The organism is Enterocloster lavalensis, from assembly GCF_046603895.1.
Lineage (GTDB): Bacteria > Bacillota > Clostridia > Lachnospirales > Lachnospiraceae > Enterocloster > Enterocloster lavalensis.
On the sequence record NZ_CP176637.1, the window covers coordinates 57,688 to 83,033 of the forward strand.

Below are 25,346 nucleotides of genomic sequence, written 5' to 3' on the forward strand. Positions count from 1 at the left end.
GCCATTTAAACGTGGAGAATCGTCCGCTCAAATTCCTCCACCGGCATAGGCTTTGCAAAATAGTAACCCTGCCCGATGTCGCAGTGAATGGATTCCAGAAATTCAAGCTGGGCCTGGTCCTCGATCCCCTCGGCCACCGTTGTGATGGAGAGCGCCCTGGCAAGGTGGATCACGCTCTCAATGATCATCCGGCCTCTGCGGGACGTGGACTGTTCGGACAGGAACTCCTTATCCAGCTTCAGCTCCGCGATATCCAGATCCTTTAACGTGTTCAGGGAGGAGTAACCGCTTCCGAAATCGTCCATGGAGATGGAAAATCCCATGGCGTGAAGCTTATCAATGACCATCTTCACCTGGGTCAGATTGCTCATGGCCACGCTCTCCGTCACTTCCAGGATAATCATGGACGGGTCGATCCTGTACCGGTCCACAATCTGGCGAAATTTATCCAGATACGTTTCATCGTAAAAAAAGATTCTGGACTGGTTGACGGAGACCGGCCTCACCTCATACCCCTTCCGGGTCCAGTCCGCAACTTTTTTGCACGCCTCCTCCAGCATATACATATCCAGTTCCGTGATGAATCCATTTTCCTCAAACACCGGTATAAACTCATCGGGGTAGTGAATCGTGCCGTCGGCCCCGTACCAGCGGACCAGGGCCTCCGCGCTGTGAAGCGTCTTGTCGTTTAAATAGTATTTGGGCTGAAGATACATGTGAAATTCCCGGTTTTCCAGCGCCGCGTGCATCTGACTGGCGATCTCCACCTTTTTACGCGCTTTTTCATGGATCGCCTCGTCGTAAAATGGGGCTGTTGACAAAGTGCCTGATCATTTATTACGAGCGGAAAAAAGCAATAAAAAAGACGCCTACCGGCGTCATCCCATACATCTTATCATCCTTTTTAAGTTCAAAGCGGTCGCCGAGAGGAGGCAGTGGTCCTCCGCTGCCTCTAAACCCCGTCGTAAGACGCGTGTTAAGTTATGTCCCCACTTTTGGGCGGCAAACGTGCCCTCGCACCAGATCTGCCGCTTGCGCAGCGCATCCAGATAGTCCGGCTCGTTTTGCCGGGCGAGATGCCGCCGTACTGTGGGACGGAAGTAGGTATCCAGCAGCCTTCGTGCGCCGCGTTTATCATTTTCGCTCAAACATTTCTCCCGGAAAGGACAGCTCCGGCAGTCTCCGCGGTCTGCCCAATACTCCCAGTACACACCGCTGGCGCTGCGGTACAGCCCCTTCACTCGAAGCTCTTTCCCATTGGGGCATTGATAAACATCTTTCTCCGCATCATAAGAAAAGGCATCCCGTTTGAATTCCGCCTTGGTCCTATCAGCAGAAGGCTGCGGCCTGACATAAAAGGAGATTCCCTGCTCCTCCAGCACACGGTGGGCCAGAGGAAAATCGTAAGCGGCGTCCGCTGTGGCCGCCTGAATGGGGAAGACATTTCGATGGATCTGCTCCAGATGGTCCAGGTATGGCACGGAATCATGCACATCGCCCGGTGTCACCGTCACACCCAGGATCACACCGTGGTCCGTGTCCAGGGTTTGATGGCTCAGGTAGTACTGGCCCTCCGGCTTCCCCGGCCGTTTCATATGCCCTGCCTCCGGATCAGTCCGGCTCACACGCTTGTGGCTGCGGCGGCTGTCCCGCTTGATTTGCTTTGTCCGCTTCTTCCGGCGGTGTCCGGTCCGTTTCTCCAGTTTCTGCAGTCCTTCTTCCTCGTAGCCGTCCAGCCGTTCCCAGTATACGCCCGGTTCCTCGGGCATTTCCACCAGATGCTCCGACGCACGGGAGGCATTGGCCTTTACATGGGTAGAGTCGGTAGCTGCCAATTTCCCGCTGACCAGACCTTTTTCAATGCACTGCCGCACCACTTCCTCAAACAGCCGACGGAAAACCTTGCGGAAAGAAGGCTTGCGACGGCGCAGCTGAGAGATGGTGCTGTGGTCCGGTACCCGGTCAAACAGATCCAGGCCCAGATACCACCGCAGGGCCACATCTGTCTGGATACGCTGTTCGATCTGCCGTTCCGATGGGATCCCGTACAGGTATCCTACCAGCAGATATTTTACCAGCACAACAGGGGCAATGGGTGGGCGGCCGTATCTGCGGTTGTACAGATGGGCTGTTTCTTCATGAATGAAGGACAAGTCCAGCGTGGCTTCCAGTTTTCGCAGAAAGTGTCCCTCTGGGACCAAATCTTCTATCGTTACCATGTGCAGCTTCAGTTGCATTCCCATCCCCCTCTCCGCTCTTTTTTTCATTATATCATATTTCCGGCGCTAAGGGGACTTTGTCAACAGCCCCAAAATGCGATTGGGTTGGACGCGTTGCCGTTGACGCTGTTAAGCGCCAGCAGCGCGCCGTTGATGGCCACGTCCGGGGACGGACATTGGCGCGTTCGCTCTTCCGCCCGCATGATATGAATCCCAAAGTTACAGTTGATCCGGTACTCCTGGTTGGGCGCGGCGGCATAGCGGTTGATTTCCTGATGGATCTTGCGGATCCTGCCGGTCAGCGCTTCCCTGCCGTCAAAGTGAATCAGCATGCCGAACCGGTCGGCATTATCCCGGTAAAAGCGCTCCCCCTCTCCGATATTCCCGTTGAGCACACCTGCGATATGGATCAAAAGCTCATTTCCCCGCTCAAATCCGAAAAACTCATTCACAAATTTAAATCCGCTCACGTTCATCAGCACAAGGGCGTAATCCACCGGCGCCTGTAGCAGCGCGGGCAGCTCCGTGACAAAGCGGTTCCGGTTGTCCGCCCCAGTCAGCACATCCTTATACGCCAATACCTGAAGCGTAACGTGCTCTTTTTTCAGCAGGCTGTATATGTACAGGAACAGAATCAGAAACAGCAGGATGATGCAAATCATAACGCACAGAAACACCCAAAAAATGGCGTTGATGTTGTGGTTGAGAAACGTCTGGGGCACCAGGCAGAAAATCTGCCAATCGTTGAGATCCAACGGGATAAAGGTCACCCAGTAGGCCTCCCCCTGATAGCGGAAGGAGGCGAAGGAATCCCCGCCGTTTTTGATGTCGGCCAGTATGGACTGCCGCGTCTCTTCCGTCACGTCCCCATCGTCAAACAGATTGCCCATCGGCTTTTGAATCACCGCATGGCTGGAGCGCAGGATGAAATTCCCCTCCTTGTCCACGATATGGAGGTAGGCGGCTCCTCCGAAAATCTCCCGGCCGATGATATCCGCCAGATTGGAGGTGGTGCGGGTCGCCGTGACCGCTCCGATGACCTTCCCGCCGTGCGCAATCGGAACCCCGTAAACGATCACGGCCCCCTCCGCCATCCGGTCCTCGGTGAGATCGGAAATCACGCGCCTGCCCGAGAGTGCGCTTCTCACAAATTCCTCGTCCCCCACGTCGATCCCATCATGCTCCCCGCCGTCTGCGTCGATATAATATCCCAGGCAGTCGGGTGTGACGATCCCAATGCGGATAAAATCATCGGAGCCGTTCACTGCGTCCAGGTAATCCTTCAGATACGGGAGCGCGGTCTTTCCATCCACAGCTCCCCCATCCCCCACAAAGGCGGCTGCCGCTTCCAGGGCCTGCAGATCCCCCTCGGTCTGCGCCGCGATGATGTTCTTATACTGGGACACGATCTCCTTCATATACTTTTGGGCTTCCCTCTCCTGGGTGCCCCTTATGCTCAAATTGATGGCGCTGCCGGTCAGAATCAGGATCACACTGACGATAAATACCAGAACCACCGCTATGGTAATCTGCTTTTTGATGTCCTCTCTGTCCATGTTCTTCCCTCCTGTGCGGTCCAACCGCCCGGTCACTGCTTATCCCGGAAAACAGCAATAATCATCCCGGTGTAAACGCACCGGCGTCACGGTTCCCTTATAAAACGCCACCGGCTTGCCCACGACCCGCCCGCCAAGGCGGCAGATGATTGCAACCGTGGCCTCCCTGGCTTCCATGTAAATCTCCTCAAATCCCCGCGAAAACAGGTCTTCCAGGGAAAATACCGCCAGTTTTGTGCCGATACCCCGGCCCCTGTGCATGTTATGAACCGCAAACCGTCCCCAGTGAACCTGTTCCCCTTCCTTCCAGGCGGCGACCGCGCCCACAACCGAGTCCCCCTCCAGAGCGCACCACCATTGCAGAAACTGATCGCCTGGAGAGCATATTAGCTCTCCGGGGATTCCCTGTTCCCCTTCAAATACCGCGACCTGAAGCTTCAGGATTGCTTCCATGTCAGGGGCCGCGGCTCTCCTCAAAGTGATCTGATCCATTTCTTTTCCTCATCGCGTAACATTTTGATTCTATCTTATCCTATAATTCGCCCTTTTACAACATTTCTTTTCCGGGATCAGATGGGGAAACCATGCATATTCATTCCGTTTCTACAGAGACTATTCCCAAACGGCAGTCCTGTTTCAGCCTTTCACTCCAACGGCCTGCCCGCAAGAAAGGAGACGTCATGTCCAATCACCTGCTCCGCGAAAAATCGCCCTATCTTTTGCAGCACGCCGAAAACCCGGTCGACTGGTATCCCTGGTCCCACGAGGCCTTTGAGAAGGCTGCCCGGGAGGACAAACCCGTATTTCTGAGCATCGGTTATTCCACCTGCCACTGGTGCCACGTGATGGCCCACGAGTCCTTTGAGGACCAGGAGGTGGCAAAACGGTTAAACGCCGATTACGTTCCGGTGAAGGTGGACCGGGAGGAGCGCCCTGAAATCGATCTGGTGTACATGTCAGTCTGCCAGGCCATGACCGGACAGGGCGGATGGCCGCTCACCATCATCATGACGCCGGACAAAAAGCCCTTTTTCGCCGGCACCTACCTGCCGAAAACGTCCCGCCGCAATATGACCGGCCTGCTGGAGCTTTTGAGCACGATTTCCGAAATCTGGAAAAGCGACCGGAAACGCCTCTTAAACATGAGCGACCAGATTCTCGCGGTTCTCCGCCGGACACCGGACGCCTCCTCCCCGGCTGATCCAAAGGCGCTGGCCCGGCGGGGATATGAAGAGCTGAGAGCCGCCTTTGACAAAGCATACGGCGGGTTTGGCCGGGCGCCCAAATTCCCCGCCGCCCACAACCTGCTCTTTCTCATGAGATACCGGGCCTGGGCGGACGAACCGCAGGCTCTTGCCATGGCGGAAAAGACGCTGTCCTCCATGGCAAGGGGCGGCATCCACGATCAGCTGGGCGGCGGTTTCTCCCGCTATTCCACGGATCAAATGTGGCTGGTGCCGCATTTTGAGAAGATGCTCTACGACAACGCGCTGCTCACGCTGGCCTATCTGGAAGGTTACCGGCTCACGGGCAACCGCTTCTACCAAAGGACGGCCCGGCAGATTCTGGACTATGTGCGCCGGGAGCTCACCGGCCCGGAGGGCGGCTTTTACTGCGGACAGGATGCGGACAGCCAGGGCGTGGAAGGAAAATATTATGTTTTTTCAGAGGAGGAAATCGGACGGGTTCTGGGAAACAGACAGGATCAGGAGAAATTCTGCCGCCGGTACGGCATCACGAAAGAAGGCAACTTCGAGGGGGCTAATATCCCGAACCTCATACACAATCCGGATTATGAACAGGTGGACCGGGAAATGGACGCGCTCTGCCGCCGCCTCTACGAATACAGGCTGAAGCGGCTGCCTCTGCACCGGGACGACAAAATACTGGCCTCCTGGAACGCCCTGATGATCATAGCCTGCGCAAAGGCGGGGTTCCTGCTGGACGATCCCGGTTATCTGGAAATGGCCAGGCGGGCCCAGGTGTTTGTGGAACAAAAACTGTTCGACGAAAATGGAAGGCTTCTGGTGCGCTACCGCCAGGGGGAAAGCGCCTTCCCCGGCAATCTGGACGATTACGCTTTCTACTGTCTGGCGTTACTCACCCTGTATGAGGTCACCCTGGACGCGGCCTACCTGGAATTGGCCGTCAACCGGGCCGGGCAGATGGTGGAGCTGTTCTGGGATGAGGAACGCGGAGGTTTTTATTTCTACGGTTCGGACGTGCCGGAGCTGATCGACCGGCCGAAGGAGCTTTACGACGGAGCCATGCCCTCCGGCAATTCGGCGGCGGCCCATGTGCTGGCCGCCCTCGCGGACCTCACCGCAAACCAGGATTGGCGCAGCTTTGCGGACCGGCAGCTGGATTTCCTGGCTGCGGGGATCGCGGACCTTCCAAGCGCCCACACATTTTCCCTGACCGCTCTCATGGATGCCGGGGAACCTGGTGACCAGCTGGTGTGCGTGTCCGCGCGAGATGAGGTTCCCGGGGAATTACACGCATACAGGAGGGAGCCGGAGCACGGCAGAATGTCCATTCTGTTCAAGTGCCCGGACAACGAAACCCAGCTCTCCCGTCTGGCGCCCTTTACACGGGAATATCCGGTTCCGGACCAGGGAACCTGCTACTATCTGTGCCAAAACCATACCTGCGGCCTTCCGTTTACACGCCTTTCCCAGGGAATGCCGGGACCGCGGGACCTGAATGGAAAGGAGAACGCATGAACAATCAAGACCTGAACGGGGAATCCATCTGGAGCAGAACCACGGAGATTCCCCCGCGCCGGCCTCTGCCCGGCGATGTGACAGCGGATGCCGCCGTTATCGGGGCGGGGATGGCGGGGATACTCACCGCCTTTCTTTTGAGCCGCCGTGGAATCTCCGTGATCGTGCTGGAGGCGGACCGGATTGCCGGGGGCCAGACCAAAAACACCACGGCCAAGATCACCAGCCAGCACGGGCTGTTCTACCAGAAACTGATTCGGACCGCCGGAAAAGACCGGGCCCGCCTGTACGCCTCCGCCAATGAATCCGCGGTGGAAGAATTTGAAACGCTCATCCGCGAGGAGCAGATCCACTGCCATTTTAAGCGGCTGCCGTCCTATCTCTACTCCAGGGATCCGGCCAGGCAGGCGGACCTGGAACGGGAGGCCCGCGCTGCATCCGCTCTGGGCATCCGGGCCTGCTTCACCGGGCAGACCGGACTCCCATTTGAGACCGTGGGCGCGGTTCGGTTTGAAAACCAGGCCCAGTTCCATCCCCTGGAATTCATAAAGGCTCTGTCGGATCAGGTGACAGTCTATGAGAAAACGCGGGTGATCCGGGTGAAAGGACACACTGTGTACACGAACCGTGGCACCGTGACCGCCCGGCATATTGTTTTTGCCACCCATTACCCCTTTGTCAACGTTCCGGGATTTTTCTTTACGCGGCTTCACCAGGACAGAAGCTACTGCCTGGGGCTATCCGGCACCGCTCCCCTGGACGGCATGTACTACAGCGTGGACAAGAACGGTCTGTCGCTGAGGTGGAACGAGGAAACGCTTCTGCTGGGAGGCGGTTCCCACCGGACCGGAAAAAACCGCGCCGGAGGCGAGTACGAACGCCTGGCGCGGGCTGCAAAACAGCTCTATCCCGGCTGCAACATCACGGCCCGCTGGTCCGCCCAGGACTGCATGAGCCACGACGGTATCCCGTTCATCGGCAGCTACTGCGTATTCCGTCCCTACTGGCACGTTGCCACCGGGTTCAAGAAATGGGGCATGACCTCATCCATGTTGTCGGCCATGATCATAAGGGACCGGATCTGCGGCCTTCCAAACCCATACGAAGAACTGTTCCGCCCCCAGCGCTTTCTGCTCAGGGCTTCCGCCAAAAGCCTGGCCGCCGATCTGTTGGAAAGCACGGCGGGCCTGGCAAAAGGTGCGTTTCACCTCCCCCTTCGGTCCCGGCCGCTTCCAAAGGGACACGGCGGGATTGTGCGGATCGGCTTTAAGCGTTACGCCTGCTATCGGGATGAAGCAGGCCGGCTCCACCGGATATCCGCGCGCTGCCCTCATCTGGGCTGCCAGCTGGAGTGGAACGGGGCTGATAAGACCTGGGACTGTCCCTGCCACGGCTCCCGGTTCGACTGCGACGGGAACCTGATAGACAATCCCGCCCAGACGGGCTGCGGCTGCGGCGGACAGACGCCGGAATAAAGCCGGACTGCGGCTGCGCCTGCGGCGTTCAGACAACGGAATAGAGCCGGTCCGCCGCCCTTTTTAAGGGCTGCTCACTGATCGGCCGCAAAAAGCACGTAACGCTTTTCCTTCGCAGCCCTGGTCCAAAAAACCAGGCTGCGCTGGAGCCACTGCCAAGTGTATTCAAAATCCTCATCATTTTTCTCATTTCCATAATTCCGGCTGTCGATCCGGTCATAACACTTCCGGCACGCCTCCTTGGTGCGTTTCGGTAGCGCTGCCGCTACCTCCCGCACCTGTTCCGGGGTTTTCAGGATGATGAGCTGATCGCTCTCCTCCTCAGGACGTATGGGTTTGTTGTCCTTCATTTTAAGACCGTACAGGATCTCTCCCCCCATAATCACGTTGCACAGCGGCGGACACTGGTTCTGAACGTCTAAACTTCCGTCTGTGAGCATGCGGTGCATGGCATCCCAGGACGTTTCCAATTCCTGGGTGTATTCCAGGTGCTCGTCAAAAAAAATATCTTCGATATTGTCGTGCATGTAATCCGAGCGCACTGCGCGCGGGACCGTTTTGAAGCTCTCCGCTTCCTCTTTGCTCAGGGCAAATAAAACAGCCAAATCCCTCATTGCTATCTTCTCCTCATTCTCTTTTCCTTGAAGCCTGCGGCAAATGGTTCTGTGCAATGCCGCAATGTCATTCCCATCCGGTCTTTCATGTAAGCTTATTCATATGCCAATTTAATACAGTATAGCAAAAGAACCGGAAAAGAGCAATCATTTGAGACAAGCATCCGCAGGTTATGCCAGCGGCCCGGACCCGATCTGGCGGACCATCAGCTCCGCAAAGTGTTCCATCTGAGGCGTCAGATATTTGTTTTTGTGGTAGACCAGCTGGCTCCACATGCAGATCTCAGGGCACACCGTGTCCAGCACTGCCAGCCGCCCGTCCTGTATGTAATCCCGGACCACAAATTCCGGCAGAAACGAGATGCCCCGGTTCTCCAGCAGCATCTTGGTGATGATGTCCGTATTTCCCGTCTCCAGAAAGGGGTGGAGCTCCATGCCGCGCTCGGCCAGAACCTGTTCCATGGCATAGCGGTAGCTGATGCCCTTCTCCGTGAGCAGAAACGGCTCCTCCAACAGCTGTTCCAGGGAAATCTGCGGCTGTCCGGCCAAGCGGGACCGTGCGGAGGCCACAAAGACGGCCGGCTCCGGGCGCTCCGCCACCTTGAGCCACTCGGGAAAATTGGTCTTCCGGTCCAAAAAGTACAGCAAGTCGATTTCATTGCGCTGCACCATGGCGAACAGATCCGCCACCGAAGCGGTCTGGGTGCTGATCTCCACGCGGGGGTGGAGGCGGCTGAATTCTATGATAATGGGCGGAAGCACGTTGATCAGAAGGGACTCGGCCGTTCCGATGCGCAGCCTGCCCGAAACCTCCTCCGGCTCCCGGGTGATGCCCTGGGCCCTGCGCACTCCGTCCAGAATCTCCAGCGCGTGGGGAAGCAGCCTCTGCCCCGCCTGGGGCAGCCGGATGTGCTTGCCGATGCGGTCGAACAGCTGGGCGTGCAGCTCCTCCTCCAGCTGTTTGATCTGCATCGTCACCGCCGACTGGGAATAACCCAGCTGTCTGGCGGCTTTGGAAAAATTTTGCAGCTCCGCTATGCGCACAAAGGTAATAATGTTCCGAATCTCCATGGCTCCACCTATCAAAATTTTTGAATGTTATAATAAAAACTATGAATTTTACAAATCTATCATCTGTATGGTACTGTAAAATACGAAATAAGTCAAGTACAGCGAGGAGGCATAAGCCATGGATTCTTTCATGGAAGCGCAGACCCGGAGAGCCGGAGAATTGATGGAGGGCTTTATCGGTCAGACGCTCAATTTTTATGAGAATATAAAGCGGGAGGACGTGTTCCGGAAGGCGGACGGCGCGGCCATTTCCCGTCTGCTTGAGAAGGGGGTTCCGCAGAAGGGACGCCCGGTGGACGAGGTGTACCGGGAGATGATGGACGACGTGTACGCAAACACCTCCCTGGTGCAGCATCCCCGGTGCTTTGCCTGTATCCCCAGCCCAGTCTCCCTCTTTTCCTGGATGGGCGACGTGATGACAAACGCCTTTGACCCCCATGCGGGCTGCGCCATGAACGCCTCCGCCGCAAGCTGCATCGAGCGGGAGCTGATCCGGTGGATGTGCGGCCTGGCGGGTTATCCGGCGGGGAGCGGCGGGCTGTTTGTCTCCGGCGGCTCCATGGCCAATCTGACTGCACTGACCGCTGCCCGGGACGCCAGGCTGACCGAGGCAGAGCGGACGCTGGCCGTGGCCTACGTCTCGGACCAGACTCACTCTTCCATCGCCAAGGGCTTACATATCATCGGTTTTCGGGCCGATCAGGTCCGAAAAATACCCTCTGACGCAAATTTCCGCATGGACATGGAGGCCCTGAGAGCCGCGGTCCGGGCGGACCTTGCGGCGGGAAGAAAACCCTTTGCCGTGATCGCCACCGCGGGCACCACCAACACCGGCAGCGTCGATCCGCTCCCGGAAATCGCAGGAATCTGCCGGAGCTACGGGATGTGGATGCACGTGGACGGAGCCTTCGGCGCCTCGATCCTGCTGTCCCAAAACGAGCGCAAACGCCTGGACGGCATCGAATATTCCGACAGCCTGAGCTGGGACGCCCACAAATGGCTGAGGCAGACCTACGGCTGCAGCATGGCGCTGGTGCGGGATCAGTCCCACCTGGTCCGCAGCTTCGCCGTTCACCCCGAGTATCTGACGGACGCCGGGGCTTTCAACGAGGCGCCGGACTTCTGGGATTTAGGCCCTGAGCTGACCCGTCCCGCCCGCAGCCTGAAGCTGTGGATCACCCTCCAGGTCATGGGCAGCGAAGCCATGGGACAGATGATCGATCACGGCTGCGCCATGGCCCGGCTGGCGGAAGAACTGATCCGCAGGTATCCCGGCTGGGAAATCGTCTCCACGGCCCGGCTGGGAATCGTCAATTTCCGCTGCGCGCCCGCCAATATACCCCCTAGCCGTATAGACCGCCTCAACCAGGACATTGCCCGGGAGGTCACGGACAGCGGCTACGCCCAGATTCTCACCACTGAGCTGAACGGAAAACGGGTCCTGCGGATGTGCACCCTGCACCCGGAGACAACGGAGGAGGATATCCGCAACACCGTCCGGCTGCTCTGCGAGAGCCGGGCCGCCTCCAGAGGGCAGTGCCGGACGGCATGAGCGGTGGGACTATTACATTCAATCGAAAGGGAGGCACTGTCTACGCCTCCCCTCCTCTGTCATACGCCTGGATGTAGACAAAATTGCCATTGTCCCGCTCCATGTTGTATTCCTTGTCCAGTATTGCCTGGATAAATTCATTTCCTCCCGGTTCCACCGGAACTACCCGCATGTTCAGTTCCCGCTCCACATCCTGCACCGTGACGTCGTCCAAAAAGACCTGTTCGCCCACGCGCAGCATATTGGACGGGATGTGAAGCGCGCCGCCCAGGTCCTCTCCGGCCTCCTTGCGTTCCTTCAGCTGTCTGATCAGGTCCTGGCCTGTGACCAGACCGGAAACGGTGATGGTTTCCCCGAAGAAATCGTTGCGGATGTCGTAGACATGGATGCGCAGGCGTGGAAAGGCGCGCATAAGCTGCTCTGCGAAGCCGCGGATGGTGGGGCCGGTTAATTTCCCCGTTGCGATGGTCAGGGTGCGATCCAGCGTCTCTGCCAGCGTTTCGTACTCCGGGCTGCCCAAAAGCGCCTCGAAGGCCTCGTTGAACTCATTGATAAACAGGCGCATCATACCCACGCCGTTCTCCAGCTGGATATAACCGTCATACCGCTCTTCCTCCGGGAAATCCCGCCCCGCCGTGATATACCACTCGTCGCTGGCGTGGATAAAATGCAGGCCGTACTCCTCGTAGTATCCCTGCTGGCGGCTCTCGATCAGATCGATCACCTCCCCGGCCTCCCCGGCGGTAAACAGCCCGATGGGGAACAGCCCGTCCCGGTATTTGGTGATCCCGGCCGGAACCACGGAAACGCTTCTCAGAAACGGCAGGAATCCGGCCAGATCGTCCAGCGTCCGCACAAGCTCCTCCCCGTCATTCACTCCCTTACAGCACACCACCTGGCCGTTCATCTCCACATGGCCGTCGTAGAGCATCTGCATGTATTTCAGCGTTTCCCCGGCAAAGCGGTTGTGCAGCATCTTGCAGCGCAGCTCCGGGTTGGTGGTCTGAATGGAAATGTTGATGGGCGCCAGCTGCATACGGATGATCCGCTCAATGTCCCGTTCCTTCATATTGGTCAGGGTAATGTAGTTGCCCTGCAGAAAGGACAGGCGCGAGTCGTCGTCCTTAAAATACAGCGTTTCCCGCATCCCCGGCGGCATCTGGTCGATAAAACAGAAAATGCATTTGTTGCTGCAGGAGCGGTAATCGCTCATCAGGCTGTTCTCAAACTCCAGCCCCAGATCGTCGTCGTACTCCTTGTCGATCTCCAGCAGCCATTCCTCTCCGTCCGGCTTGCGGATCACCGCCTCCACGTACTCGTCCTTGATCAGATACCGGTAATCAAATACGTCCCCGATCTCCTCATTATTGATTGACAGAAGCACATCCCCTGGCTCGATCTCCATCTCCTCGGCGATCGAGCCGGGATATACCTCCTTAATCACATGTTCATTCTTCTTTTTAGCCAACTGTATTCCCTCTTTATCTGTTCTATAATTCAATCACTCAGAACAGAATACCAACTTTGCGGCTTTTTTTCAAGGGCTAAACGCCCGGTCCTGCAAATTGTCCGCAAATTCCATCAACCGGCCGGGCGGCGAAACCTGCTGGCCTACTGGATGGAGATCACCTTATAGTCCTGGTCCTCCACCGTCTTTTTCAGCACGTCGTCCCCCAGCTCTGCCGTCAGGGTCACAACCGCGGTACCCGCCTCATGGCTCACAACCGCCTGATCAACCTCGGGCAGCGCCTCCAGGCATTTCTTCACTCGTGCCTCGCAGTGTCCACACATCATTCCCTCGATTTTCATTGTCTTTTCCATGTTTTTTCCTTCCTTTCGTTTCACTTTTATTTTTTTATCCCGCGATCCGTCGTACATCTTGAAAAAATTGAGCCGGAGCGCGTTTGTTACCACACAGAAGCTGGATAAGCTCATGGCCGCGGCCCCGAACATGGGATTTAATTTCCAGCCCAGCAGGGGAATCCACAGTCCGGCCGCCAGCGGTATACCCACTGCGTTGTAGAAAAAGGCCCAGAACAGGTTCTCGTGGATATTCCGCAAGGTGGCCCGGCTCATGCGGATGGCCGCCGGAACGTCGCTGAGGCGGCTCTTCATCAGCACCACGTCCGCGGCGTCGATGGCGATATCCGTGCCAGCGCCGATGGCGATGCCGATATCCGCCCGGGTGAGCGCCGGAGCGTCGTTGATTCCGTCGCCCACCATAGCCACCTTGCCCTTGCGCTTTAAGGAGCGGATCACGCTCTCTTTTCCATCCGGGAGCACGCCGGCGATCACCTCGTCCACTCCGGCCTGCAGGCCCACCGCCCTGGCCGTGCGCTCATTGTCGCCGGTCAGCATAACCACGTGGATCCCCATGTTCTGCAGTTCCTTCACCGCCCGGGGGCTATCCTCCTTGATGGTGTCCGCCACCGCGATGATACCCGCCATCCGGCCGTCCCGGCTGAAGAACAGTGGCGTCTTGCCCTCCTGGGCCAGCCGGCCGGCCTGGGTTTCCATCTCCGGCGTGATCTCCGCCTGGCCGCCGATAAAGGCCAGATTTCCGCCGCAGAGCAGCGCTCCGTCCAGCACGGCCGACAGACCGTTTCCGGGAAGCGCCTTAAAGTCTGTCACATCTGCGGCTTTAAGGCCCCACTCCTTAGCCCTGGCCAGGACCGCCCGGGCCAGGGGATGCTCGCTCTTTTTCTCCAGAGCCAGGGCCAGCTCCAAAAGCTGCCTTTCATCCACGCCCTCCGCCGGAATCAGATCCGTCACCCTGGGCTCGCCGCTTGTGATGGTGCCGGTCTTGTCAAGGGCCACGATCTCGGTCTTTCCCGTCTCCTCCAGGGAAACGGCGGTCTTGAACATGATTCCGTGCCGGGCGCCCATGCCGTTGCCCACCATGATGGCCACCGGCGTGGCCAGCCCCAGGGCGCAGGGACAGCTGATCACCAGCACGGATATACTTCTGGCCAGCGCGAAGCCAATGGTCTGCCCCGCCATCAGCCAGCCGAGCAAGGTGAGCACCGCAATGGCGATCACTGCGGGCACAAAGACGCCGGACACCCGGTCCGCCACCTTGGCGATGGGCGCCTTGGTGGCCGCCGCGTCGCTGACCATCTGAATGATCTGGGACAGGGTGGTATCCTCTCCGACCCGCAGGGCCTGGCAGACGATATAGCCGGACTGGTTCACCGTGGCCGCGGAAACCTGGTCGCCCACGGTTTTGTCCACCGGGATACTCTCACCGGTCAGGGCCGACTCGTTGACCGCGCTGCTGCCCTCTAGCACAATCCCGTCCACCGGGATGTTTTCACCCGGCCGGACCGCAAAATAATCGCCCTTTTTCACCTGGTCGATGGAAACCTCGGTCTCCACGCCGTCCACCAGCAGGGTGGCCGTCCTGGGAGCCAGCTTCATCAAGCTCTTTAACGCGTCCGTGGTCTTTCCCTTGGACCGCGCTTCCAGCATCTTGCCCACCGTGATCAGGGTCAAAATCATGGCCGCGGACTCGAAATAGAACTCGTGCATGTATTCCATAACCCCGGCCATATCCCCTGCGGCCTGGGCGGCCGTCATGGCGAACAGCGCATAAACGCTGTACACAAAGGAGGCTCCGGAGCCCAGGGCCACCAGGGTATCCATGTTGGGAGCCCGGTGAATCAGGCCCTTAAATCCGATGATAAAAAACTTCTGGTTGATCACCATGACAATCACCGTCAGAAGAAGCTGCAACAGCCCCATGGCCACGTGATTATCCGCAAAAAAGGCCGGAACGGGCCAGTTCCACATCATATGTCCCATGGAAAAATACATGAGAACCAGCAAAAATCCCAAAGAAGCGTACAGTCGGCGCTTTAACACCGGCGTCTCCCGGTCCTTTAACAGATCGTCGGCCCCAGCGGCCGCGGGCCGGTTCTTCGCCTCCGCTCCCTTCACCGCAGCGCCGTACCCGGCTTCCTCCACCGCCTTTATAATCTCCTGTTCGGGTGCGGATCCCTCCACACCCATGGAGTTGGTCAGCAGGCTGACGGAACAGGACGTGACGCCGGGCACCTTGGCCACCGCCTTCTCCACCCGGGCGCTGCAGGCCGCGCAGCTCATCCCTGTCACTGTATACTGCTCCATAAAATCATCTCCTCTCTGAATCCCGCGTTTCTTACCTAGAGAGGTACCGGGCAAAGCCTGGCAGGTTCCTCCGGGCAGGGGGCGGGAATAAATGTTTAGACACGCGTTAGCGCATCAGCTTCTGGATCGTGGCCACCAGCTCGTCGATGGTCTCATCCTTTCCGCTTCTTATGTCATTGGCAACACAGGTCCTGATGTGGCTGGCCAGCAGCTCCTTGCTGAAACTGTTGAGCGCCGCGCCGGCCGCCGCCACCTGGACCAGAATATCAGGACAGTAGGCATCCTTTTCCAGCATATTGCGGATTCCGCGCACCTGGCCCTCGATCCGGTTCAAACGGTTTTGCAGGCTTTTGTACTCCTCCTGGGAGCGCTCTTTTGTCTTATGGCAGCATGTGCATGTGGTTTCTTCCATCCTTGATCTCCTCCTGAACGCTGTTTTAAGATACCCCTTACCGGTATATTTACAGTTTTGATTATATACCCCTATTGGGTATATTGCAAGACCTAATTTAAATTTTTTACAACAGCAATTATCCAAAGGCAGCGCCAGCGGTCTACAGCATCTAAAAAGGAGCTGTTGCGTACAGCTCCTCAATCACACCGGATTTTCTTTAAAACAACCAGACCTTCACCTCATCCCCCTCCGCCAGGGCCCCGCTTCCACCCGGAATGTCGATCAGACAATTACAGCCCGCCAGGGTCTTCAGACTTCCCGAGGAGTGCCCCTTTTCCGGAACCGACACCAGTCCGCCGGTCAGCCGGGCCCGGATGAAACGACGGGCCGGAGACGGCTTGCCAAAGCTTCCCGCCAACCGCGCTCTCACCTGCCTCTGCCTCCAGACGCTCTCGCCGGAAAGCTTCGCCAGAACCGGCCGTGCCAGAAGCTCCAGCGTGGCGATACAGGCAAAGGGATTGCCCGACAGAGCAAGCAGAATGCGGCCATTCCTCACCGCGGCAAGCGCCGGGCTTCCGGGCTTCGCAGCGATGCCGTGAAACAGAATCCGGGCCCGGACCATTTCCGCAACTGCGGGCATATAATCCCGGTCTCCCACAGAGACTCCTCCTGTTGTGATGACCAGCGGATATTCCTGCAAAAGTCGTTCTGTGGCTGCGGCCAGCTCTCCAGGGGCGTCCCCTTTAATCGGATGCAGATCCGCCTCCGCTCCAAGTTCCCGCAGCCTTGCACAGATCATCACGCCGTTGGAATCGTATATTTTCCCCGGAACGGGCTCCTTATCCAGTGGCAAAAGCTCGTCCCCGGTAGCCATGACGGCCACCCTGGGCTTTTTGTACACCTCAACCCGGCGAATCCCCTGACCCGCTAAAATTCCGATATGGGTGAAATCCAGGCGGGTTCCCGCAAAAACAAGGCTCTCTCCCGCCTTGATATCCTCCCCTTTGAAACAGACATTTCTTCCGGGTTCAATGAACGCATAGAACGCGGCCCTGTGCTCTCCCAGATCGGTGTCCTCCTGCGGGATCACGCAGTCTGCCCCCTCCGGAAGCGGGGCGCCTGTCATAATCCTTGCCGCCGTCCCTTCCGGCAAGCGGCCGGAACTGATGATTCCGGCCGGAATATACTGGCTTACCGGCAGACATACCGGATGTTCCCGTCCGGCCCCGTTTAAAGCCGAGGACCGGAGCGCATAGCCGTCCAGAGGGCTGCGTGTAAAGGGCGGCTGGTCCAGCACAGCCCGCACATCCCCCGCCAGCACATATCCTGCGCTGTCAGCCAAAGCGCGCAGTTCCGTCTCTATCGGACCTTTCGTTTCCTCCACGATCATGGAAACCGCTTCTTCTATGGGAGTGCGTCCTCTTTTCCGTGCCTTCATCTGCATGTCCCTCCTTTTTGCTCCGCTCAGGTTTTTTTCTTCGGCGCCAGCTGCTTTAGCAGCATATTGCAGGCTTTTTCGCCGTTTCCAACCAGATACTCTTCCTCCGTCACACAGGTCAGAGCGCCGAAGGAACAGGCGCGGACGCAGGCCGGCTGCAGGCCATTTTTCACCCGCATATTACAGCCGTCGCATTTTACCATTTTCCCGTCCGACGGGCGGAAACGGGGAGCGCCAAAGGGGCAGGCCAGTGCGCAGCTTTTGCAGCCGATGCAGTTGGTGTTGTCATAGACTGTGAAGCCAGTCTCAGGGTCCTTGCTCAGGCAGCCCACCGGACAGGCGGCGATGCAGGGCGCATCATCACAATGCATGCAGGCGGCGGAGAGATAGGCGCAATAGATGCTGCCGTCCGCCAGTTCCACCTCGTTGTCGTACGTATTCCGGTAACAGGCTTCCCCGGCCGACAGATCAATGTCGTTTTGATCCATACAACCCATCATACAGGCGGAGCAGGCGCAGCAGCGATCGTCATCAAATACAAACACGTGTTTCATGTTCTTGCCTCCTGACTTTTGCAGATATTACAGCGCATTCCCTTATACCCCGGGAACCCACTGTAGGGGTCCAGATGGTCGCGTCCGATCAGGTTGTTTACATTCGCCTCGCTGTAGCCGGGTACGGTCAGAATGACGCCGGGCTTTATCTTGCTCGTAACCTTGACCTTCATGCGAATTTCACCGTAGGGGCTGGAGAGAATTGCTGAATCTCCGTCTTTTAATCCCAGGCAGGCCGCATCCTGCCGGTTAATTTCACAGGTGGGATCCGGACGCAGGCTGCGCAGCCACGGGGTTCTGTGGACCCGGGAGTGAATGGCATAGGGCAGGCGCGCTCCGGTACACAGATAAAACGGGTATCGTTCCCGCAGCGCTTTGCTGTCCTGTTCTCCCAGAGAATCCCGGTAACTGGGCAGCGGATCCAGACCGTATTTGGGGTCCACCGCCGCAATGTCCATGGAATAGAATTCAAACTTCCCGGTTGGCGTCGGAAAACCGTTTTTCAGGCAATTCCCGGGTTTTACCGGCCAAACGGCGCTCGGTACCTTCATGGGGACGTCGCTCTTCTTCAAATCTGCCATTGTTAACCCGCAGCCCTCGATCATCCAGTCCAGACACGCCTCATATCCCGCCTTCAACAGATCGTCGTCCAGATCCATCACCCGGGCCAGCTCGCAGAGAATGTCCACATCCGATTTGGACTCATACAAGGGCTTGATCGCCGGCTTTGTATACACCAAGTACCCGCCGCGGTAACATTTCAGCTCGCTGCGCTCCACCGAGGAGCAGGCCGGAAGCACAATATCCGCATATTTTGCCGACATGTTCATAAACAGATCCACGTCCACGATAAAATCCAGCTTCTTTTTCATCACCTCCAGAAGCCGGTCGGTCTCCGGAAACAGCTTGGCGTTGAGGCCCAGGGCAAAGACGGCCTTGACGGGATATGGAGTCTCCTCTTCCATCTGGCGCATCAGGTCCATGGTCTGAAATTCATTAAACTTGGTATCCCACAGCGGAAACCGTCCCGCTCCGATGCGCGGCGTTCCCGACGGCTCCCGGTTGTTGCGGAATTCCTCATCCCTGGTCTTAAATCCTGCGGGCTGCCGCAGATAGGAAGCAGGAATGGGATAGTTTCCGCCTACCCGGTCAAAATTGCCGGTCAGGGCGGAGAGACAGAGAATCGCCCGGTGGGAATTAAAGCCGTTGATGTGGTGCACAATGGCGGAAGCGGAATAGTTGGTGCAGGCCGGACCGTTGGTGGCGTAAAGCTTGGCCGCCTCGTAGATGTCGTCCGGATTCAGTCCGGTGATTTCACTGACCTTTTCCAGCGTATACTCCTGCGCCAGCGCCTTGTAGGGTTCGAAACCGTAGGTGTACCGATTCACATACTCCATATCCGCCCAGCCATTGTCCATGATAAGCTTCGCCATGCCCAGAGCCAGAGCGCCGTCTGTTCCGGGATTAATATGCAAAAAGATATCCGCCAGGTTTTTTGCCGCCGGCGTGTCCCGGATATCGATGATAATAACCTTTCCGCCCCGTTCCTTCAGTTTTCTAACACCCTCCACGGACAGATGGTGGGAATAGTAGCCGTCGTAGTTCCACCCCAGAAAGGTATTGGCGTGAGCCATATCCGGAGCGCCCTCACAGCCCGCCGTCACCTTGTCCGCAATCTTTTTGGCCACGGCGCAGACGCTGTCGTCCGTGCCGAAATTCACACTGCCGAACACGTAGGCGAACCGGTGGTAGATCGGCCGGTACCATTTGGAGTATCCGCTGTAAAAGGCCACGGAATGAGGGGAATACTCTTCTTTTATCTTGTTCAGCCGTTCAGCGATGATCTGGTATGCTTCCTCCCAGCTGATCGGCTCAAATTTCCCCTCACCCCGCTCCCCAACACGGCGCAGGGGTGTTTTGATCCGGTCTTCCCGGTAAATGTAGTTGCGCTGGGCGGAACCTTTGGTGCAGAGTTTACCGTGGCTGTACGGGTGTCCGGGAGTGCCTTCCACCCGGATGATTTCCCCGTCCTTCACATAACAGTCCAGGCCACAGTGATGGCTGGGGCTGCAGATCGCGCAGAGGGAATGGCGGATTTCAATTCCGGTGTCCTCCCCGGGAATTTTTGCTTTCATTTTCTTTTCCAATTCAGTCAAGGATTCTTCCTCCTAAAAAGTTGATAAAGTCATCGGGAAACCCTTTTTCTTTCAGGAAACAAATGGTCTGGATGCTCATCCCGGCATCCGGGTTTTCGATGGATTTGATAAACGCATTTTTCACAACGCCGTTGCTGTCCGCAGAGCCGATGATATTGATACATTTGATGGTTTTTCCATCCCGGACCGCACGGATATAATAGCGGCTATCCTCATATTCATAGACCTCGTCCTGATCGTTACAGGAACTTAAATCCCCAATGCTGATGAAGTCGTAATCCAGATAATGGGCCAGATTCACCAGCACATTAGCCCCAAACTCCCGGTGGCCGCCGGCCATGTTCACGCCCGCCGTGCGCCCCTGCTCCACGGCATTATACCAAAGGCCGATGTTGCGCTGGGCCCGGCTTTGAAGCTCATACGCCTCACAGCAGTCGCCCGCCGCGAATATACCTTTGTAATTTGTTTCCATACGCCGGTTTACCAGAACTCCACGTTTCACGGCGATGCCACTCTCCCGCAGGAAATCCACGTTCATGCGCACGCCGATGCAGACAGCCACGGCATCTGCGGTGAAGCGGCTCCCGCTCTGCATCACCGCGGTCAGCCTTCCATCCGGTTCCCGCTCAACGCGCTCCAGCATCTGGGCGCAGTGCACGCCGATCCCACGGGCTTCCAGGTCCTTCCTGGCGCGCTCTGCGGTCTCCTTAAAGGCCGCTGTGTAAAACATCCAATCCGCGCCGTCCACCAGGGTACAGGGGATATCGCGCTCCGCCAGATCCTCCACAATTTTGATGCCGACCCAGGAGGCCCCGATTACAAGGCCGCTTTTTATCGTTCCGGCATCCAGCATCTCCTTAAGCTGCACCGCGTCCTCTGCGGTGCGCATTTTAAATACCCCGGGCTGGTTTAAGCCCGGGATCGGCGGCATAAGAGCGGAGGCGCCTGTACTGATCAGAATTTGATCATATTGGACGCGGCTGCCGTCGGCAAAGCACAGGATCTTCTCCTGCGGGATGATCCCCGTGACAGGGCGATCCCCGTAATAATTCAGATTCAGGTCCGTACAGATCGCTTCCAGTGAGCCGAAGGGAAACAGCGCGCCATAAGGAATGGCTTCTTTTACATAGTAAGTGGTAAGCATGGGGTTGTAAGGCCCGCTTTCGGTGTCAGAGTAGATGTCGATGGCTGCCTCGGGATCCAATCTGCGCACCTCTTTGGCTGCGTTGTACCCGGCGGCCCCAAAGCCGATAATGGCTACTTTGTTCATAGATTCCTTAATTCCTCCGATCTGCCATAAAATCATTCGTCACATATCAGTTTGTAATGAGAAATGCCAATGTCCAGACAACGCAGGAAACCAGGGTATGTAAACCGATTCCCAGCATGGTGGCTTTGTTGCGCAGCTTCACATTGGGTATCTCGCTGCGGCCGTGGAAAATGGAAGCCGGAGCCGAGGAACCCGGCAAAAAGATGCCGATATTGGCCGCGTAGACCAGCGCACAGCCGAAAAACATGGGGTTCACGCCCGAGGCGAGAATAAATGGGCTGATCACCGGAATCATGGCGTTTCCCAGGGCGATGTTGGAGCCCACATTGGTCAGGAATACCATCAGGACAATGGTCAAAATCATAATAAAGATTGGGCTGCGGCCTGCGAACACCGGAGTAAAGACGTCGCTCAGCCAGGGCAGGATTCCCGCAGCCTCGGTGGTCAGCGCGCCGGCCAGTGGGATCGTGACCGCGCACATGAAGATTACCGGCCAGCTGACCGCCGCATCGCTGTGCTTGATGTCGTTGAAAATGATCGCGGGTTTGCCGTCCTTTTCCCCTCCGGGTATGATCAGCAGAATCGCGGTACACAGACAGAACAATCCCGAAACTGTCAGCGTTTTCTCAATAAAGTTTGTGAGGGCGGTACCGGAAAACGTCCCCGCATACAGGGAAAGCAGCACTGTGACAAAGTAAACCGCCATGATGCGCTTGGCCCGCGGCCGCAGAATCTTGCTCTCCTCCCCCAGCTTGTTCACATCAAAGGCTTTCATGGCGCTAAAATCCACTTGAAAGAGCTTCGCGCCCAAAAAGACGTAGGCAGTGATGACAATCGTACCGATAATCGAAGTACAGCAGAGCATCTGCCCCAGGTTAATTTTTACCCCTGTCACATTCGCCCAACTGGTGGCCAGTCCCAGCTGCCAGCTCTTATAGGGCATCATGGAGACTCCCAGAAGCAGGGACACCAGAATACCGCCGAACCCATAATAGCGGAAGGTGCTGTCTTTCTCATAATCGCAGGAATCCGCAATATCGTTCCAGATGCCGTAGAGCAGCAGAAACATGGGGATCGTCTCCAGCACAATGCAGGACCACATAAACACAAACATAAAGCACCAGGTGTACAGAAGCGGCCTGCCCATGAAAACCTTCTGGGACAGCGTCTTGCGGACGAACCACCTGCCCACGCCGTAAATCACAATCGCGCCGGCTGTAAAATACTGGGTGATCACCTGAAACACAAGGGAGCTTCCCATCATGGACGTGACGCCCGCCGCCATATTGGCGGGATAACCGCTCAGACCGAAGGCGATGATCGCCACCAGCGAGGGCCATATGATATCGCAGGTGGAATAACCGTAAATCACTCCAAGAAATATCCCCAAAAGCCTCATCCCGACCGGGGTTACGGTCGAGAACGGCGGCAGATACCCAAATCCAAACATTAATATGATCGATACCGCAATATGAACATACTGCAGCGATGATCCTTTTTCTTTCACAGTTTTTTTGTCAGCCACTGCCTTCTCTCCTTTCGTTTTTCAAGCTATGGCGCAATGTACGCCGGCGCTAATCCGCCTGCTGAAAATACTGAGGGATTTGGATGCCACGAAGATGTCCCAGTCCCAGATTTTCCGTTGTCCGCCCCTGTTCATAATAGTTTGTCTGATTGACCGCCTCCGCCAGCTTCACCATAGCCGCGTACAGCGGGGTCTCCACCCCCACCGCTTTTGCGACGGATAAAAACAGGCAGCCCAGAATCGGGATATCCTCCGTGATGTAGCGCTGTGTCAGGCTGTCGGGTCCGGCAAGATTTTTAAAATCGTCAAACTCGTGAATGGATGGGTCCGCGTACTTGCGGAACGAATTGGAGGGGGACGGGATGCAGGGGAATCCCAGCGCATCCATAACTGCCTTCTTTTCCTTCCAAAGGCCATCCGCCAGGTTTATGGTGGTCCGGCAGATCCCCTGCTTGAAGATGTAGTAAGGCTCCTTGCTGTTCTCAATGGCCCCCGCATTTACCAGTGTCAGCGATATGTGGCTCAGGAGATTGGGACCGTTGAAGGCAGTCTCCAGTATGCAGCTGACCGGGATCAGCTCATAGATATCCCTGAACGCTTCCACCAGGCGCTGCGTATTCCGCGCCGGAAAGGCCGCTGCGTTTTTGATCTTATACCGGTTGCCCAGAAACACGGTGTTCTCTCCTGCCCGGCGGCAGGAGAACAGATTTCCTGAGGTTTCCCCCACCACCACGTTCTCAAGTTCAAATTCCTGAAAAACCCGGTGATAGATCAGTGACCCCAGATTTCCGGCGCTCAAAAGCACTTTGGCGCCCGGCATAAGGTGGGGCGCTATAGCCCGGGCCACACGCTCGTCCCGGTTGGAAATGGTGCAGCAGATCACATGCTCGGCACCCTCCAGCACAGCCCCAAGATCCGTGGTGACCGCATGAATCACCGCCGTGCCCTTGATCGCGCCCGTAAGCTCCATTTTCTTGTCATAAACGGCGTAGTCTTCCACCTTCTCCTCGCCGCCTGCCTCTCCCAGCCATACCTCATATCCCCGTTTGGAGAGCTCCGAGGCCACGGAATATCCGGTTCCCCCGGTTCCGATTACTGCAATTTTTTTCACCTGTATTCCCCCGATCCCTTATTTTTTCCGTTCTTACATGGATAAACATTCTGCCAGCTCGGCCATGTCTTCCAACTCATCGATCTTCTTGCACAGCGCAATATAGCGCTCAATCTTCTCCTCGGACAGATTCGCGGCCCTTGCCCCGGCCCTAAAGATGCGCTCCACGTCGCTCCAGTCAAAGGGATTGTTGGGATGTCCCTTGGGGAACGGCAGGGTTACTTCAAACTGCTGTCCGTCTTTTAAGGTAACGCGCATGCTGGTGGTGGGGAAGGAACCCTCCCGGAACATCTTAAAGGCCACCTGAAGGTTCATATGGTTGTCCGGATCCAGCTTCACCCTGGAAGCCATCTCAAGGAGCTCGGGATCAGCCAGGCGCTCCGCCGTATACCAGTTGGGACCGGGCTCTCCGCGCAGCAGGTAGGCGGCCAGGCAGTAAGGAACGCTGAACTGGGCGTCGCGGCAGCTGGCGTATCCGTCCCAGCTGAACTTATCGCGCTCATCGTAGGTGGGCGTCATGAAGATTTCTTCAATATCCTCCGCCTTGAAGCCGTGTCTCGTCACCAGGGTGTCCAGGCAGTCGATGGGCGTCTGAATCCACATATTTGCCGGCCAGTGCTTGAACAGAAGCTGGCCAAACAGATACTCGGTTCCCAGATTGCGGTCGATCCAGCCTTCATTTGCAAATCCGCGCATCATCATGGGATATCCGGACTCCCCGTCCATGATATTGTAGATATTGTCCAGCTCGTTCCGCTTCGCCATCCCCGCAACCATGGTTCCGGTCAAGCCGGTGATCGCATACTGCAGATGGTAGAAATCGGAACCCTGCAGGGCCAGAATGGCATTCACCACCGGAGTGGAGCAGCCCGTTGCGCCCAGCAGCAGGTTATACTGATCCGCATCACAGCCGTAAAGCTTTCCGGCAGGAGCCGCGCTGGCGAATATCTGCCAGGACCCAAGTCCCCATCCATATTTTCTGGAATCAAATTCCGGCGTTGGCTGGATGTAGCAGGCGATCCGCTGGTACACCTCAAACCCGCCAATTACCGCCGTGAGATAATCCTTGCCGGAACGGTGCATGGCTTCGGTCATCGCCATGGAAACGGAGACGAGATGGGCGCTGGGGTGGCCCGTATAGCTGCAATCTTCCCAGTCCAGCGTGTCCGCTGCCGTGGCATTGGCCATAATCGCACCGTGCATCGGGAGTTTTCCCGGCTCGCCCCACATCGTCGACATCAGGTCCGCCTGGGTCCCAACCGTGGCCCTGGCGGCCGATCTGGCGCTGACCGCTGTGGGCAGAGTTCTTCCAGCCAGTGCGACACCCGCCACATGCAGGGTGAGTTTCTTCGCCTTGTCCGTCAAATCCGGGGCCAGGTCTTCGAATTTCAGCTTTGTGATAAAATCGCATAGTCCTTTTGTGTACTCTGTCATGATATACACCTCCTGATTTATTTAGATAGGCACATTTGCTTATCTATTACGTCCATGATATCAATTTCAAAGGACAATTACATTATGCATACGGATAGCATATCAAGCAAAAAGCCTGCGGAAATACTG

Annotated in this window: 19 protein-coding genes; 3 read left to right on the forward strand and 16 right to left on the reverse strand. The window is 57.0% G+C overall.

What is annotated here, in order from left to right; translation table 11 throughout:
• Positions 1-5 precede the first annotated feature (5 nt).
• From ACK2JC_RS00375 to ACK2JC_RS00390, 4 genes are read right to left on the reverse strand one after another with little or no spacing between them, the layout of a single operon-like run.
• Positions 6-821 carry a putative bifunctional diguanylate cyclase/phosphodiesterase gene (locus tag ACK2JC_RS00375; protein ID WP_368274836.1) on the reverse strand — a complete coding sequence of 272 codons (816 nt, stop codon included), beginning with the start codon at positions 819-821 and terminating at the stop codon, positions 6-8.
• Positions 822-878: 57 nt separating this feature from the next.
• Positions 879-2,243 carry an IS1182 family transposase gene (locus tag ACK2JC_RS00380; RefSeq protein ID WP_411337769.1) on the reverse strand — a complete coding sequence of 455 codons (1,365 nt, stop codon included), beginning with the start codon at positions 2,241-2,243 and terminating at the stop codon, positions 879-881.
• A 56-nt stretch (positions 2,244-2,299) separates the two neighbouring features.
• Complete coding sequence (locus tag ACK2JC_RS00385) at positions 2,300-3,775, reverse strand: diguanylate cyclase domain-containing protein (protein ID WP_368272426.1); 1,476 nt, start codon at positions 3,773-3,775, stop codon at positions 2,300-2,302.
• A gap of 39 nt (positions 3,776-3,814) precedes the next feature.
• On the reverse strand, positions 3,815-4,267 hold the full coding sequence (locus tag ACK2JC_RS00390; RefSeq protein WP_092360510.1) for a GNAT family N-acetyltransferase: 453 nt from the start codon (positions 4,265-4,267) through the stop codon (positions 3,815-3,817).
• 188 nt (positions 4,268-4,455) lie between these two features.
• Between ACK2JC_RS00390 and ACK2JC_RS00395 the strand changes: the two genes are divergently transcribed.
• Together ACK2JC_RS00395 and ACK2JC_RS00400 are read left to right on the forward strand one after the other, a co-directional pair.
• On the forward strand, positions 4,456-6,498 hold the full coding sequence (locus tag ACK2JC_RS00395) for a thioredoxin domain-containing protein (protein WP_320938561.1): 2,043 nt from the start codon (positions 4,456-4,458) through the stop codon (positions 6,496-6,498).
• A complete protein-coding gene (locus tag ACK2JC_RS00400) occupies positions 6,495-7,973 on the forward strand; it encodes an FAD-dependent oxidoreductase (protein WP_227169050.1) in 1,479 nt (492 codons plus the stop codon). Before ACK2JC_RS00395 ends, ACK2JC_RS00400 begins: the two co-directional genes overlap by 4 nt.
• Before the next feature lie 74 nt (positions 7,974-8,047).
• On the opposite strand, the gene ACK2JC_RS00405 is transcribed toward ACK2JC_RS00400, so the two are convergent.
• Positions 8,048-8,587, reverse strand: coding sequence for a DUF1877 family protein (locus ACK2JC_RS00405; RefSeq protein WP_320938560.1), 540 nt, complete (start codon positions 8,585-8,587; stop codon positions 8,048-8,050).
• Between the two features lie 171 nt (positions 8,588-8,758).
• Entirely contained in the window at positions 8,759-9,658 is a 900-nt protein-coding gene (locus ACK2JC_RS00410; protein ID WP_368272429.1) for a LysR family transcriptional regulator, read from the reverse strand.
• A gap of 118 nt (positions 9,659-9,776) precedes the next feature.
• Here ACK2JC_RS00410 and ACK2JC_RS00415 point away from each other — a divergent pair, with 118 nt between their 5' ends.
• On the forward strand, positions 9,777-11,210 hold the full coding sequence (locus tag ACK2JC_RS00415) for a pyridoxal phosphate-dependent decarboxylase family protein (protein ID WP_320938558.1): 1,434 nt from the start codon (positions 9,777-9,779) through the stop codon (positions 11,208-11,210).
• 40 nt (positions 11,211-11,250) lie between these two features.
• Here the strand turns inward: ACK2JC_RS00415 and ACK2JC_RS00420 are convergent, their stop codons facing one another.
• From ACK2JC_RS00420 to ACK2JC_RS00465, 10 genes are all read right to left on the reverse strand, one after another.
• Positions 11,251-12,711, reverse strand: a complete 1,461-nt coding sequence (locus ACK2JC_RS00420) for a DUF512 domain-containing protein (RefSeq protein WP_330637503.1) — start codon at positions 12,709-12,711, stop codon at positions 11,251-11,253.
• A 110-nt stretch (positions 12,712-12,821) separates the two neighbouring features.
• A complete protein-coding gene (locus ACK2JC_RS00425) occupies positions 12,822-15,335 on the reverse strand; it encodes a heavy metal translocating P-type ATPase (protein ID WP_320938557.1) in 2,514 nt (837 codons plus the stop codon).
• A 106-nt stretch (positions 15,336-15,441) separates the two neighbouring features.
• Positions 15,442-15,747, reverse strand: coding sequence for a metal-sensing transcriptional repressor (locus ACK2JC_RS00430; protein ID WP_092360502.1), 306 nt, complete (start codon positions 15,745-15,747; stop codon positions 15,442-15,444).
• A 199-nt stretch (positions 15,748-15,946) separates the two neighbouring features.
• Complete coding sequence (glp, locus tag ACK2JC_RS00435) at positions 15,947-17,167, reverse strand: gephyrin-like molybdotransferase Glp (protein WP_320938556.1); 1,221 nt, start codon at positions 17,165-17,167, stop codon at positions 15,947-15,949.
• Positions 17,168-17,193: 26 nt separating this feature from the next.
• A complete protein-coding gene (locus tag ACK2JC_RS00440) occupies positions 17,194-17,721 on the reverse strand; it encodes a 4Fe-4S dicluster domain-containing protein (protein WP_320938555.1) in 528 nt (175 codons plus the stop codon).
• A complete protein-coding gene (locus ACK2JC_RS00445) occupies positions 17,718-19,877 on the reverse strand; it encodes a molybdopterin-dependent oxidoreductase (RefSeq protein ID WP_331681333.1) in 2,160 nt (719 codons plus the stop codon). Before ACK2JC_RS00445 ends, ACK2JC_RS00440 begins: the two co-directional genes overlap by 4 nt.
• Positions 19,870-21,147, reverse strand: a complete 1,278-nt coding sequence (locus ACK2JC_RS00450) for an NAD(P)/FAD-dependent oxidoreductase (RefSeq protein ID WP_320938554.1) — start codon at positions 21,145-21,147, stop codon at positions 19,870-19,872. Before ACK2JC_RS00450 ends, ACK2JC_RS00445 begins: the two co-directional genes overlap by 8 nt.
• A 46-nt stretch (positions 21,148-21,193) precedes the next feature.
• Positions 21,194-22,672 carry an SLC13 family permease gene (locus tag ACK2JC_RS00455; RefSeq protein ID WP_320938553.1) on the reverse strand — a complete coding sequence of 493 codons (1,479 nt, stop codon included), beginning with the start codon at positions 22,670-22,672 and terminating at the stop codon, positions 21,194-21,196.
• A 49-nt stretch (positions 22,673-22,721) separates the two neighbouring features.
• A complete protein-coding gene (locus ACK2JC_RS00460) occupies positions 22,722-23,783 on the reverse strand; it encodes an NAD/NADP octopine/nopaline dehydrogenase family protein (RefSeq protein ID WP_233460594.1) in 1,062 nt (353 codons plus the stop codon).
• Between the two features lie 33 nt (positions 23,784-23,816).
• Positions 23,817-25,217, reverse strand: coding sequence for an MmgE/PrpD family protein (locus ACK2JC_RS00465; protein ID WP_368272057.1), 1,401 nt, complete (start codon positions 25,215-25,217; stop codon positions 23,817-23,819).
• Positions 25,218-25,346: the final 129 nt, after the last annotated feature.

What these genes read in the sequence shown, in the direction of transcription:
- ACK2JC_RS00385 (WP_368272426.1), bottom strand. Translation starts at nt 3,775, where the DNA reads ATGGACAGAGAGGACATCAAAAAGCAGATTACCATAGCGGTGGTTCTG.
- ACK2JC_RS00410 (WP_368272429.1), bottom strand. Translation starts at nt 9,658, where the DNA reads ATGGAGATTCGGAACATTATTACCTTTGTGCGCATAGCGGAGCTGCAA.
- ACK2JC_RS00440 (WP_320938555.1), bottom strand. Translation starts at nt 17,721, where the DNA reads ATGAAACACGTGTTTGTATTTGATGACGATCGCTGCTGCGCCTGCTCC.
- ACK2JC_RS00405 (WP_320938560.1), bottom strand. Translation starts at nt 8,587, where the DNA reads ATGAGGGATTTGGCTGTTTTATTTGCCCTGAGCAAAGAGGAAGCGGAG.
- ACK2JC_RS00395 (WP_320938561.1), top strand. Translation starts at nt 4,456, where the DNA reads ATGTCCAATCACCTGCTCCGCGAAAAATCGCCCTATCTTTTGCAGCAC.
- ACK2JC_RS00400 (WP_227169050.1), top strand. Translation starts at nt 6,495, where the DNA reads ATGAACAATCAAGACCTGAACGGGGAATCCATCTGGAGCAGAACCACG.
- ACK2JC_RS00380 (WP_411337769.1), bottom strand. Translation starts at nt 2,243, where the DNA reads ATGGGAATGCAACTGAAGCTGCACATGGTAACGATAGAAGATTTGGTC.
- ACK2JC_RS00465 (WP_368272057.1), bottom strand. Translation starts at nt 25,217, where the DNA reads ATGACAGAGTACACAAAAGGACTATGCGATTTTATCACAAAGCTGAAA.
- ACK2JC_RS00425 (WP_320938557.1), bottom strand. Translation starts at nt 15,335, where the DNA reads ATGGAGCAGTATACAGTGACAGGGATGAGCTGCGCGGCCTGCAGCGCC.
- ACK2JC_RS00415 (WP_320938558.1), top strand. Translation starts at nt 9,777, where the DNA reads ATGGATTCTTTCATGGAAGCGCAGACCCGGAGAGCCGGAGAATTGATG.
- ACK2JC_RS00450 (WP_320938554.1), bottom strand. Translation starts at nt 21,147, where the DNA reads ATGAACAAAGTAGCCATTATCGGCTTTGGGGCCGCCGGGTACAACGCA.
- ACK2JC_RS00430 (WP_092360502.1), bottom strand. Translation starts at nt 15,747, where the DNA reads ATGGAAGAAACCACATGCACATGCTGCCATAAGACAAAAGAGCGCTCC.
- glp (WP_320938556.1), bottom strand. Translation starts at nt 17,167, where the DNA reads ATGAAGGCACGGAAAAGAGGACGCACTCCCATAGAAGAAGCGGTTTCC.
- ACK2JC_RS00390 (WP_092360510.1), bottom strand. Translation starts at nt 4,267, where the DNA reads ATGGATCAGATCACTTTGAGGAGAGCCGCGGCCCCTGACATGGAAGCA.